This window comes from Micromonospora sp. ATA51, from assembly GCF_016802855.1.
In the GTDB taxonomy this organism is placed as follows: Bacteria; Actinomycetota; Actinomycetes; order Mycobacteriales; family Micromonosporaceae; genus Micromonospora; species Micromonospora sicca.
The window spans coordinates 83,089-96,013 of the sequence record NZ_JAEVHJ010000001.1 but is presented as its reverse complement, the minus strand read 5'-3'; the positions used below and the strand labels follow the sequence as shown (position 1 = coordinate 96,013).

6 protein-coding genes are annotated in these 12,925 nt (G+C 72.4%); all 6 read right to left on the bottom strand.

Annotated elements, in window-relative coordinates:
* Positions 1–1,479 carry a rhamnulokinase family protein gene (locus JNW87_RS00295; protein ID WP_236647933.1) on the bottom strand — a complete coding sequence of 493 codons (1,479 nt, stop codon included), beginning with the start codon at positions 1,477–1,479 and terminating at the stop codon, positions 1–3.
* Between the two features lie 94 nt (positions 1,480–1,573).
* Positions 1,574–5,704 (bottom strand): glycosylhydrolase-like jelly roll fold domain-containing protein, encoded by a 4,131-nt coding sequence (locus tag JNW87_RS00290; protein WP_109802210.1) that lies wholly within the window; start codon positions 5,702–5,704, stop codon positions 1,574–1,576.
* Positions 5,705–5,708: 4 nt separating this feature from the next.
* Positions 5,709–8,009, bottom strand: coding sequence for an alpha-L-rhamnosidase C-terminal domain-containing protein (locus tag JNW87_RS00285; RefSeq protein WP_238452680.1), 2,301 nt, complete (start codon positions 8,007–8,009; stop codon positions 5,709–5,711).
* Positions 8,006–8,245 (bottom strand): hypothetical protein, encoded by a 240-nt coding sequence (locus JNW87_RS00280; RefSeq protein ID WP_238452679.1) that lies wholly within the window; start codon positions 8,243–8,245, stop codon positions 8,006–8,008. The genes JNW87_RS00285 and JNW87_RS00280 overlap by 4 nt, the downstream gene beginning before the upstream one ends.
* A gap of 44 nt (positions 8,246–8,289) precedes the next feature.
* Entirely contained in the window at positions 8,290–11,478 is a 3,189-nt protein-coding gene (locus JNW87_RS00275) for a family 78 glycoside hydrolase catalytic domain (protein ID WP_109802212.1), read from the bottom strand.
* Complete coding sequence (locus JNW87_RS41155) at positions 11,475–12,875, bottom strand: glycosylhydrolase-like jelly roll fold domain-containing protein (RefSeq protein ID WP_375373441.1); 1,401 nt, start codon at positions 12,873–12,875, stop codon at positions 11,475–11,477. The genes JNW87_RS00275 and JNW87_RS41155 overlap by 4 nt, the downstream gene beginning before the upstream one ends.
* Positions 12,876–12,925 lie beyond the last annotated feature (50 nt).

Here is a 12,925-nt window from a genome sequence, read left to right as displayed (position 1 = left end):
TTACCTCCCGATCCGTGCGGCGGCGGCCCGCCACGGCTCGTCGTTGCCCTGCGGCTCGTACACGGTCAGCTGTTGCGTGCTGCGCAGCAGCTGACGCAGCGCGCGCAGGTCCCCGTGCACCACGCCGGCGGCCCGGGCCTGCACAAGCAGGTTGCCGAGGGCCGCGGCCTCGACCGGCCCGGCCACGACGGGCCGGCGGCAGGCGTCCGCGGTGAGCTGGCACAGCAGCCCGTTACGGGCGCCGCCGCCGACGATGTGCACGGCGTCGACGCCGCGTCCCGACAGCCGTACCGCGTCGTGGACGGCGGTCCGGTAGGCGAGGGCGAGGCTGTCCAGGATGCAGCGGACCGTCTCGGCCTGGCTCTGCGGTGGTGTCTGGCCGGTGCGCCGGCATGCGGCGGCGATACGCGCCGGCATGTCGCCCGGCGGAAGGAACGCCGGATCGTTGGCGTCCACGACCGCCGAGAAGGCCGGTACGCGGGCGGCGTCGTGCAGCAGCGACGCCAGGTCGGCGGGGAGCCCGGCCGCGTTCCACGTGCGGATTGATTCCTGCAGCAGCCACAGGCCCATGACGTTGCGCAGGTAGCGGGTGGTGCCGTCGACGCCGCCTTCGTTGCTGAAGTTGGCGCGCCGGCTGTCCTCGGTCAGCACCGGCGTATCGAGCTCGACCCCGACGAGTGACCAGGTGCCGCACGACACGTACGCGAACCGCTCACCGGCCGCCGGCACGCCGACCACCGCGGAGGCCGTGTCGTGCGACCCGACGGCGGTGACCGGCACCGGACCGGTCAGACCGGTTTCGTCGAGGACGTCGGGCAGTAGTTCTCCCGCCCCGTCGCCGGGCTGGCGCAGCGGCGGGAAGAGGCCGGCCGACACGCCGGCCGCGGCGAGAAGCCGGTCGGACCAGGTGCGGGTCCGGACGTCGAGAAGCTGGGTGGTGGAGGCGTTCGTGACCTCGGTGCCGGCGATGCCGGTGAGCCAGTAGCTCAGCAGGTCGGGGACGAGGAGCAGGTTCCGCGCCGCGGCGAGCTGCGGTGACTCCGCGCACGCCGCGAGCTGGTAGAGCGTGTTGAACGGCAGGAACTGCAGCCCGGTGATCCGGTAGATCTCCTCTGCCGGCACGGCGGCGAGCACCTTGTCCATGGCACCGTCGGTGCGCCCGTCGCGGTAGTGCACCGGGTTGCCGAGCAGGGAGCCCCCCGCGTCGAGCAGACCGTAGTCGACCGCCCATGAGTCGATCCCGATGGAGGTGATCCGGCCGGCGTCCCGTCCCGCCGCCCGCAGCCCCTCCAGGACGCCCCGGTACAGCGCGAGGACGTCCCAGTGCAGGGTCCCTGCGACCCGTACCGGCACGTTGGGAAACCGGTTGACCTCGACGAGGTCCAGCCGATCTGGCGCCACCCGGCCAAGCATCACCCGCCCGCTGGACGCGCCGAGATCAACCGCGGCGATCGTCGCCGTGCCATCCACAACTGTCACGCCGTCACCTCGGTCCCGAGCCGGTCCGGTACCGCCGGACAGGGAGCGACCATGCCGACCACGCCGAGCGGGAACGTCGGTGCTGGATGCGGGCTCACTGCGGGTATCCCTCCAGCTCGACAATGCGGGAGTAGGCGTTGTCGTTGGCGGACCGGACGATAACGCGCAGCGCGGTCGCGGTGACCGGCTCGAAGGTTCGGCGCACCAGCCCGTCGGTGTTGCCGCGGATCTGCGCGACGGTACGCCACTGGCCACCGACCAGCGCCTGCACGTCGGCGTCGCGTACCCCCCACCCGCTTGCGGGGAACTGCGAGGAATCGATCGTGTACAGGTCGACCCGACCGACCGGCGCCCCCGCGGTGAAGTCGACGGTCAGTGTGTCGGGGAAAGCGCCCTGCGTCGCGTCGTTCCAGCCGTTCCCCTGGCCCCACCGCTGCGAGCTGCGGTCCCCGTCGATCGCCCCCTCAGGGCGGAAGGAGGGGTGGGTGGATGAGGCGCTGGCCTGGCCGAGCCGCGTCGCAAGGTCGACGGTCACCGGCACGTCCCGTCGCTCACCGCCGACCGTCACGGTGAGAGCACCGGTGCCGGGCACCGTCGCGTCCACCGGAGCAGTCAGCGTGACCTGGAGGGTCGCCTCGCCGGCGCGGTCGAACTTCACGTCGGTTCGGGCCGGCGTGACGGTCAGCCCACCGCTGGCGGCGAGCTCGACCGTTGCGGTGTCTTGGGAGCCGCCGAAGCGGCGTACCCGAACCTGCAGCTCACGGGATTGGCCCGGCGACACGCTCGGCGCCGCTGGCAGGCCGACGTCGTACACCGGCTCGTCCCCGACCGGTGCGAGCTCGGCGGAGACGGGCCGCTGCGGGCGCAGCGCCACCGGGCCGAGCAGGCCTGCCGGGCGGTGGTCGCCGTGCCGGTTGGCGAGGGTGTTCGTGACCCTCACCTGGATCTCGTTGCGTCCCGCGCGCAGCGCCGCAGTGATGTCCTGCCGGTACGGCTTCCACAGCAGCGGGTCGAACGCCTGCCCGTTGACCGTGACCTCCGCGACATCTCGCACATCGCCCAGGTCAAGGACGAATCGGCGCCCGTCGAGGGTGGCCGCGTCCAGGTCGACCGCTCGGGAGTACGTGGCCGATCCGGAGTACGCCGGGTCGATCGCGGTCCACGACCCGAGCGGCCGGTCCTGCGGCTGCGCGCCGGGTTTGTCCAGCCGCACCGTCCAGTCGCCGTTCAGCAGTACCGGGGTGAGCGGGTCGTCGGTGGCGAGCGTGCCGCCGAACAGCTGGCCGTCCCAGGCGCCGACCACCCGGTGGCTGCCCGGTGCGTCGAGCAGGGCGTCGACCCGCAGTGTGCCGGACGTGCCTGGGCTCACGGCCGTGGCGGTGATGTCGCCGGAGATCAGGTGCGGCACCGCGGCCGGCGGCCGCGCCGCGGACCGGAAGGCGACCACCACGGTCTGGTAGGGCTGCAGTTCCAGCGGTACGGCGGTGCCCAGGCGGCCGGGCGCGTTCCGGAAGGTCGTGGCGGTCGCCGTCCGTCCGGTTTCCGGTTGCCACAGCTCCGGAGTGCCCTTCGCGGGGAACGTCGCGGTGGAGCGGACGACCACCCCGCTCTCGTTGGTGACCAGGAACGCCTGATCCTTGCCGGTCTCGAGCCGGAGCACCCGCACCGCACGCTGAGCCGGTTCGAGCACGGCCGCGGCGACCCCCGCCGAGCGGGTCACCTCCCCGAGCCCGCCCGGGGCGGCCAGGCGCACGATGCGGCCGGCGCCGTATGCGCGCTCGCCCGGCGCGGTGCCGTCTCCGAACAGGGCCGTGAGTGCGTCGCGGAGTTCACCATCGCGGCCGGCGGCTTCCTCCCCTGGGAGGTCGCCGACCGCGACGAGCGTGCCGCCGGTGCGGACGAACTCGGTCAGCGTCCGGACGGTTGCCACATCCAGGGTCGGGGCCTGCGGGAGCACTGCGAGGCGATAGGACTGCTCCCCCACATGCAGCCGCCCGCCGCGCGCCTGCGCGCGGGCGCGGATCGCCGGGTCGCCGGCGAGCGCGCCCTCGTCGAGCAGGTCGAAGTCGACCTGCGCGTCCTCCAGCGCGTATGCGGCGGCGGTGAAGTCGCGGTCGATCGCATCCTGGGTGGGTGTGCCCTGCCAGGCCTCGGCGGCGCGCTGCGGCTGGATGAGCACGGTCTGGGCGGCGGCCCGGCCGCGGGCGACCTCCATCACCCGGCCGATCCAGTCCGTGAGTGGTTTGGCGGTGCGCCACCACGGGTTGCCTGAGCCGAACGGCGGTGGGTAGACGATGTTGTTCTCGTCGGTCCACATCGCGTGCATCACGGTCAGGTTGATTCCCCGGGCGGCGAACGCGCCGAGCAGCGCGTGCGAGAACTCGGGCGACACCTGCCAGCCCATCGCGCCGAACGCCTCCAGCAGGACGCGTTCCTGGCCGTTCTGGTGGGCGTCGCTCGCCGCGTACCGGGGCAGCATCGTGCGCCCGCCGGCCGCGTAGTGGTCGAACACGACGTCGGTGCCGGGCACCTGCGCCCACTGGTTCTCCTTGTGCAGGTCGCCGGTGCTCGCGATCTGCTCGGCGGGGCCGTACTCGTCCCAGAGCGGGTTGGAGATGTAGCCGACGTCGTGGTCGGCCATCCAGCGCGCCTGCTGGGCGTAGTACGCCTCGCCGAAGCGGTCGGCGACGGCGCGCCAGTACCGTCCGCGCTCGGTCCGCCCGTCGCGGCCGAGGTCGTCGAAGAGGGCCGCGTACGCCACACCGGGCTTGGTGCCGACGTCCTTCAGCGCGGCGTGCAGGCTCGGCGACCACGGTTTCTGTTGGAAGTGGGCGTCGGCGGAGGCGATGAACGGTTCGTCGTCCCAGAAGCCGCGCAGCACGGTGCCGAACGCCCAGGGGAACCGCCGGTAGTACTCGCCGGGCACGGCGTCCAGCATGCGGGCCACGGCATCGTCGTCCAGCAGGTCGAGGTAGTTCCGGCGGAACGACCACGAGTTGTCGTCGGCCAGCGGCTTCGCGGTGAAGGTGTCCACCCGCCACTGCCCGGCGGGCGCCGGCCAGGCCCGCCCGGCCGTCACGTAGTCGGTCAGGTCGACGAAGTCGCCGACGTCGTTCGAGCCGGCCGGTCGGGCGACCGCGGAGACCACCTTCGCCGCGGACTGCCGGGGTCGGAAATCGGTGAGGGCGGCCGTTCCGTCGAACGTCTGCCGGTACAGCGGCTGCCCACCGGGTCCGGTCACGGAGAACTCGTCGTACGTCGAACGCTGGTCGGCGACCGCGCGGACCCCGACGGTGCCGCGCGGGAAGGCGCCGTCGGTGGCCGATGGCTGGGCCTTGCCGTCCACGTACGGGGTGATCGTGTTCCCGGCGACCACCACCTTGATCTCGTGCTCGGCGGCTGGGTCCCAGCCGGGCACCCCGCCGGGGTTGCTGAGCAGGGTGAATGACCCGTTCTGCTGGCGCCAGATGTCGACGCCGCCGTCGTCGCGGCGGGTGTCGACGAGGTATCCGTTGCGCTCGTCGGTGGCGCGGACGACGATGCCGGCGGTGCCGCGGTCCAGGCGGGCCTGGGCGGTGAGCGTGTAGTCGCTCCACTCCGCTCCGGTCTTCAGCACCGCGACGCCGTTCAACGTGGTTGCGTCGACGACGAGGCGGCCGCCCACGACGTCCAGCCCGGTTGTGTCGCCGCCGAGGTCGACCTGTGCGGGGCCGGTCACGGTCCTGCTGGTACGTCCGAGCCCCGTCGGGCGCAGCTCGGGGTGCGGCTCGTAGGTCCGGTCGCCGACCTTGCCCCCGTTGATGACGAGGCCGCCGCCGCGGCCGCTGGGAAAGAAGTCGTCGTTGAACAGCCACAGGTGCATGCCGGTGCGCTGCGCCTCGCGCAGCGTGTGCTCGATGATGGCGAACCATTCCTCGCTGAAGAACGCCGGCTTCAGCGCGGTGGTGTCGAACGGGAACACGATCGCCTCGTACACGCCCTGCGCCCGCAGCTCGCCGAGCTGCCGGTCGACCAGCGCCGGCGTCACGGTGCCGTTCCAGAACCAGAGCACGCTCGGCCGGCTGTCCGGGCGCGGCTCGGCGAACCGCGCCGCGTCCAGGCCGCTCAGCGGCTGAGCGATCCCGTCCGGCTGGGCGACCGCGGCTGACTGGGGAACGGTGACGGTGGCGACCGAGCACAGCACGGCGAGCGCGGCCGCGGCGACTCGTCCGGCGAACGGCTGCATGGCGTTACTCCTCATCGGCGGGGTGAGCGCTGATCGTGTGGGCGCCGGCGGGCAGGCCGCTGAGGTAGACGTACCGGCCGTCGGTGTGGGCGCCGTACGCCTTGGCCTTGTCGCCGTTCCAGGCGAGCCGCCCGTCGACGATGACCGTCGTCGGGCCGTCGGCCGGGACGGCGATCGTGCCGGTGGTGCCCTGCGGGGTGGTCAGGTCCATGACAAAGCGGTCGCGTCCGCGGTCCTGGCGCCAGGACACCCAGATCGCGCCGTGCGGGGTCGGCACCCGGCCCTGCGCCCACTCCAGGTCTCCCGGATGCGGCTTCACCGTGTACGTGGCGAACCCGGGGCCGGCCGGCCGGACGCCGAGGACCTCGTTGGTGAGCAGTGCGGTGCCGCCGGCGGACCACGGGTGGGACATGCTGCCGTCGCCGTGCCGGTAGGGGCTGCCATCGAGGTTGATGTGTTCCCAGGCGCCGGTCGCCGGCGGTTCCTCGACCCCGTTGATCGGCTTGCGCTGGGCGAACTGGTAGACCCAGACGGTGCGCAGCAGGTGCCAGGCCTCGGCGTCGCGTCCTTCGTCGAACCGGGCGAGCGCCTCCCAGTAGTTCATGAACGGACCGACCAGTTGCGGCATCGACCCGGTTCCGGACTTCGAGCCGTACGCGGTCCAGAGCTGGTCCTTAAGGGTGTCCAGGGCCCGGGCGGCACGGTCGGCGGGAGCGACCCCGGAGAGGACCGCGAACACGTTGCCGTCCTGGGCGATGTTGCCGGGCTGGCCGGTGGACTGCCGGTAAGCCCCTGCGGTCTCGTTCCACAGCTGGTCGTTGACCCCGCGCACCACCTCGGGGATCAGCTCCCGCCAGTGGGTGGCCTTAGGGTTGTCGTTCTGCAGCTCGGCGAACGCCGCCGCGTCGCGCAGCACCTCGACGTACAGGGCGTTGACCTCGGTCTCCTTGCCGGAGTCGCCGTAGATCCAGTGCCCGCCCTGGTCGTAGAGGTCGAGCAGCCGGGTCCGGTCGTCGCTGACCGTCGCGATCCGCAGGGTGCGGTCGCCGGCGATCGGCTTCCCGTCGGTCAGGGCGGTGCCCTGCGGGTACGCGTCGGTGGAGTTGGTCCACCAGGCGACGGTGCCCGAGGGGTCGGACTGCTCGAGGTAGTAGGCGCCGGGGGCGGCCGCCTCCGGCAGGTCGATCATGAGCCACGCGTTGTCCACCACGTCCTCGAACCGCTTGCTCGCGACGAGTTGACCCGCGCCGGGTTGCCCGCGGTAGAGCGACAGCGTCATGTCCGCACCCGTGGTGTTGTACGTCGGGAACCTGCCACCGGCGGCGGTGAACGGCGACGTGGCGGTGAACGTCTGGCCCTGGGTGTGGCCGGGCAGCAGCTTCGGCGCCGAATCCTGCGCCTCGGTGCCCTCGAAACCCTCGGCGGTCAGCCGGGTCTCCAGGAACGCCATGGCTCTGGTGAACGTCGGCCACATCTCGGCGACGAATGCTGTGTCACCGGTGTAGAGGTAGTACTCCTGAAGCCCGCGCAGCCACCACAGGTGGTATTCGAGGAAGCCCTGGCAGACCGGGGCGCCCAGCCCGTTGGGCGAGCAGGCCGAGAGGTAGCCGTCGCCGCGCTGGGTGCGGGCGATGCTGCGCAACGAGTCACGCATGGCCTGCCGGTCGTCCGTGGAGACGTACGCGATGCGCCCGGTGATCGCGAGGTCACCGTTCCACACCAGCCGGTCGCGCTTGGCGCCGTCGACGATAACCCGCTCGCCCACACCGATCGTCTCGGTGCCGTTCTCGATGCCCTGGGTCGGGTCGATCGTGCCGTTGACGATCGTGTGCGCGCCCCCGTACCAGATCTTGTTCAACGCGTCGTCGGAGGAGAGGAACCAGCCGGGCAGCAGCGCGTCGCGGTCGGCCAGGTTGATGCCGGGCGCGGCCGTGTACCGGACACGGACGGCGTCGACGCTCACGCTGGACCCGGCGGGCGCTTCGGGCGCGAGCCGAATCATCAGGTAGCGGAACCCGCCGCGCAGCTCCGGGTCTTGCCAGGTGCCGGCACCGGCCGGTGCCTGCTCGTGCGGGCTTTCGAACCGGCGCTCGCGCTGTGGCTTGGACGCGTCGCCGTTGGCGATCCAGCTCGTCGTGCCGAAGGTGTCGCCCCAGTCGCCCAGGTAGCCGAGCGTCTCGCTGAATGCGAAGAGGGTTGTCGGTGCGGCGCCGGCGAAGTCGACGCTGAGGTAGCCGGAGACTTCGCGTCCGAAGTCGACGATCAACCGGGGGTCGGCGCCGGCACCGGTCTTGGTGATCTTCATCGGTTGTCCGTCGCGGCCAGCAACCCGGCCGGGTTGGTGATCTCCCCGCCGCGGCTGTCCGCCGAGACCACCCGGAGCGGCGCGACGCCGCGGGTCTGCGGGGTGAGCACGTATCGCTGCCAGTCCCCGGGCGCCGGGGCGGCGAGACCACCAGATTCGGCGCTGGCCACACCCGTGCTGGCAACGAGTACGGCCGCGGTGGTCAGCGAGATGGCGGCGAAGCGGGTACGTCTCATGGTGGTCACCTCGTCGATCGCTTGCGGGAAGATGCGGTGGTCTGTCATCCGTTAGCGGCGGACTCGCGGCGCTGGTCGAGGAACACGGTCGTGCGTCCCGGTGCCACGCCGCTCAGTACGACGTGACCGTCGACGACGGTGCGGTCCGGGTGCGGGCCCGCGCCGATGACGCGGAAGGCCTGCGGCGGCGAGCCGTCGAGCGGCACCAGGATGCGGCCACGGACGTTCGGCGGCAGGTCGACGTCGAGCCGGTAGCCGTCGCGGTGGTCGATGCGCACCCCGACCGGTCCCCGGATCGTCGGCACCCGGCCCTGCGCCCACTCCAGCGGACCGGGCTGTGGTCGTACCTCCACCTGTGCCGCCCCCGGCGCCGTGACGGTGACCCCGAGGAGGCGACGCATCACCACGTTGGCGGGCGCCGAACCCCAGGCGTGCGAGAACGTCATGTTCGGCTTGAGCGCCGGGTCCCATGCCTCCCCGACGATCGTCGCGCCGAGATCGTCCATCAGGTGCAGCCAGCTCTCCCGGGCGCGGCTGGTCATGAGCGCGTACCCGGCATCGCCCCGCCCACCGAGGTAGAGCGCGTCGAGGAGGAACTGGGCGCCGTACACGCTCATCCGCATCCCGCCGGCGGCCAGCGCGGCGGCCAGCGCGGACACCTCGGCCTCGTCGGCCACACCCAGCGCGATCGGGAACGCGGTGGCGTGCTGGGCCCGGTGCGCGGTGCTGAGCCCGTCCCGGTAGGCCGCGGCCGGCCGATCGAGCAGCTGGTCGTTGACCGCCTGCCGGAGCCGTCCCGCCAGGTCGGCGAACCGGCGTTCCTCCTCGGCCTTGCCCAGGACCCGCGCCACCTCGGCGCACGTCGCGAACGCGGCGCACTGGAAGGCGTTGACCACCGTGTTGACGGTGGTGAGCACGTATCCGTCGCGGTTGCTGACCGGCCAGTCGACGAGGTCTGAGACACCGCCGATGGACGTCGGCTTGTCCAGCAGGCCGTCCGCGGCAAGGAACTCGTCGAAGTTCTTCGCGACGTACAGCGGCCAGTCGCGGGCCAGCTGATCCGCGTCGCCGGTGTGCAGGTAGTCCTGCCACGCCGACAGCACCGACATCAGCCGGTACTCGGATGGCCACGTCGGGCGCCGCGCGAGGTAGGAGTTCGACCAGCGGGCGAGCGCGTACGAGCGCTGTGTCGCGTACTCGGAGAGTTCGTTGACGTACGCGTCGCCCTCGTACGGCCCGCGCTCCCTGGTGGGGGTGTCCTGGTAGAGGTCCAGCCGGGTCGCCTCGATGGAGTAGCGACACATCTCCCAGACCCGGTTGAGGTCGTCGTCGGAGCAGCGGAAGGCGGCATCGTCCGCCCGCCACGGCAGCCGGATCGCGACTCCCCGTACCGCGCCGGTGAGATCCAGCGTCGGGTCCGTGATCAGCTCGGCGTAGCGGAAGCCCCGGTAGCCCCAGTGCTCCAGGTGCTGGGCGCCGTCCCGCAGGGTCCACACCTCGCGGTAGACGTTGCCGCCGCGCAACTGGTAGCGGACCGTGTCCGGCCCGGACAGCTCCTCCCCCAGCCGCACCTCCACGGTCTGGCCGGCGCGTGCCTCGGTGAGGTCGAGCGCGAGGCCGCCGACGATCTCCCGCCCGAGGTCGACGATCCATCGGCCGTCGCCGACCGGTCGTACCGCGGCCGGGGCGACCGTCTCGCGCAGCAGGTTCGGCGTCTGGGCCGGCAGTAGCCCCTCGATCGGCGCCCGCTCGGCTGCCGGCGTCCAGGACGAGTCGTCGAAGCCGGGGGACAGCCAGCCGACCGGCTCCTCCCGGGCGTCGATGAACTCCTGCGGGGCGGTGTAGTAGCCGCCGCGAAGGTCACCGGCGGGTGGGAGCCAGCGATCGCCGGTCCGGGCCCGCCAGCCCGCGCCGGTGCCCAAGGTGAGGCGGGAGCCGTCGGCGTATCGGATCTCCAGTTGGGCGAGGAAGCGCTTGTCGGTCGGTGTGTAGCAGAGGGCTGCGAGCGCGTTGGTCTCGCCGCGGCGCAGCAACGCGGTCACCTCGTAGGTGTGGTACCGGGGTTCGCTGGCCGGCGCACGCGTCGGGCCCGAACCGACGAACGCGCCGTTGACCCAGGCGGAGTAGACGTACTGCCGGATGGGATCCGGGGACTGTCCGGTCACGTAGAGGACCGCCGACTCGATCGGCTTGTCGGCCAGCCGCACCTCGGTGCGCAGCGCGGCCCAGTGCTCCGGTGCCGGGCCGGCCAGGAGTTGCTGGCTGCGGCCGACGGCCAGCGCGCCGTTCTGCACGGTCCCGCCGGGGAAAGCGCCAGGTCCGCGGGAGAAGTCCTCGGCGAGCAGCACCGTGCCGGACGGGTCGGTGAATGTGATGTCGTCGTACGTCTGTGACTCCGAGCCGCCGTTGCGGAAGCCGACGGTGCCGCTCGCGTACGTCGCGTCGTCGATCGTGTCGACCAGGTCGCCGTCGACGTAGGTGCGGATGCGCGTGCCTGCGAGCTCGATGTCGACCCGCACCGGGGTGCCGAGTGGGACGGCGCGGCCGATCGGGCGCTCGGCCAGCACCCGGTAGGCCCCGTTGACCTGCACGTGGGTCTTCAGCACACCGGCCGGTCCGGCGAGGAGCTGCCACAGGTAGTTGTTGCGGTCGTCGGCCGCCCGGAACACCAGGCCCGCCGACTTCTCCTTGATCACTGTCCTGACCGCGAACCGCCCGTCGCGCAGGACCGGCGGGGGCGGCGGCGCGGGGGCCCACACCGGGGTGGCCGCCCAGTCGGGGCCGATTCCGGTGGCGACGCGCTGCGGCTGCGACCACCCCGACGGCTTGTCGCCGTTGGTCCAGGTGCGCACCCGCCACCAGTACACGCCGCGTGGCTCCAGCGGCGGGCCCCCGAGCGACACGGCTGTCGACTCGGCCGAGGCGACCCGCTCACTGTCCCAGAGCAGGTCTTCGTCGAGCAGGCGGCCACGAGTGCGGGCGACCTGAACCTGGTAGGCGCTCTGCAACGCCTGCGGCCCGTTGGCGGGAACAACCCAGGACAGCCGCGGGTGGGGGTCGCCCACGCCCAGTGGGTCGTCGAGGAGCGCGGTGAGCAGCCCGCTGGGGACATCCGCGGGCGCCTGCGCCACGGCCGCCAGTGACATCAGCGGGTTGAGCCCGCCGAGCGCGGCGGCGGCGCCGCCGGCAACCCCGGTCTGCATGAACCGGCGGCGACTCATCGACGGGCTCATGCGCCACCTCCCGGGAGGATCCTGATCGCCTCGATGCGGATGTCGCCCTGGGTCGTCGTGGGATCGAGCCGCAGGCCGGTGAGCCGGGTGCCCTGGGCAGGAATCGTGATGGTGTAGGTGCGGGTGGGCCCGCCGGTCACGACGAACCTGGCGCTCTTGTCCTCGGAGAACCCGCCCTGCGCGGCGGTCGTCCAGAAGACCTGCCCCTGGCTGCTCACGGACGTTGACATGGTCACCTCGACGATGAGGCCTTGTGCCAGGTCCTGCGAGAGCGGTTGGCTCTGGACCAGGAACGGATCACCGCCGGTGGCGGAGGTGGCGAGCACGCCGCCGGAGACGGTGAACGGCGTCAGCTGGTTGGCTGCCGTCCAGCCCTCGGCGTCCCCGTCCCTGGCGAACTCCCACGCCACCAGAGAATGCGTCACCACCACCTGCACCGTCGCGGTCGCCGTGCGCCCGTCGTCGCCGGTCGCGGTCAGCCTCACCTCGTAGGTGCCGTCCGCGGTTGACTTCCCGGCGGTGACTGTCACGGTGGGCCGCAGCGTCACCGGCGTTCCTGACGAGGCGACGTCGTAGCGTTGCGATGCCGGTTGGACCGTCCAGCCGTCGGGCGCGGAGACGGCGAGCGCGCCGGAGAGCCGGTCCGGGGCTATCCCGTCGATCACCGCGGTGACCTGCACGCTGCCGCCGGGGAGCACTCGCGCCGACGCGGGCGCCGCCGCCAGGGCGAGCGACCGGACCTGCTCCCCCGCGCCGAGCGTGACGTCGAGGACGCGCTGCGGACGCAGGACCACCGGCCCGAGCAGGCCGGACGGATTGGCCCGGCCCTCGAACGCGTTGGTCTGGGTGTTGGTCACCCGCACCTCGACCGTGTTCGTGCCCTCCCTGAGCAGGTCGGTCACGTCCAGCGTGTACGGCTGCCAGTCGACGTGCCGCGGCGGCGATCCGTTAACCGAGACCGCGGCCAGGTCCCGCACCGAGCCCAGGTCGAGGAGCACGCGCAGCCCGTCGGTGCGGAAGCCGTCGGGGATGTCGACGTCGCGGCGGTATACGCCGGTGCCGGAGAACGCCGGGTCGAGCGCGGTCCACGACCCGAGCGGCCGGGCCACGGTCTGCGCGCCCTCCCGGTCGAACCGGAACTGCCACGGACCGTCGAGCGCGATCGGGGTGAGCGGGTCGTCGACCGTCACGGTCCCCCCGTACGTCTCCCCGCGGTACCGTCCGGTCACGTAGACGTCGCCGGGCTGGTCCACGGCGACCCGCGCCCGCAACGCCTCGCCGTCGACGGCGATCCCGGAAACGGGGGCGTTGCTGGCCGTGGCGTGCGGCGTCTGGCCGATCGGATGCGCCCCAGGCCGCAAGACCAGCCAGGTGGCCTGGTACGGCCGCAACTGCATCGCCACCGTCACCCGGTCGTCGGCGAGCCGGAACACGGGCGCGACGTCCG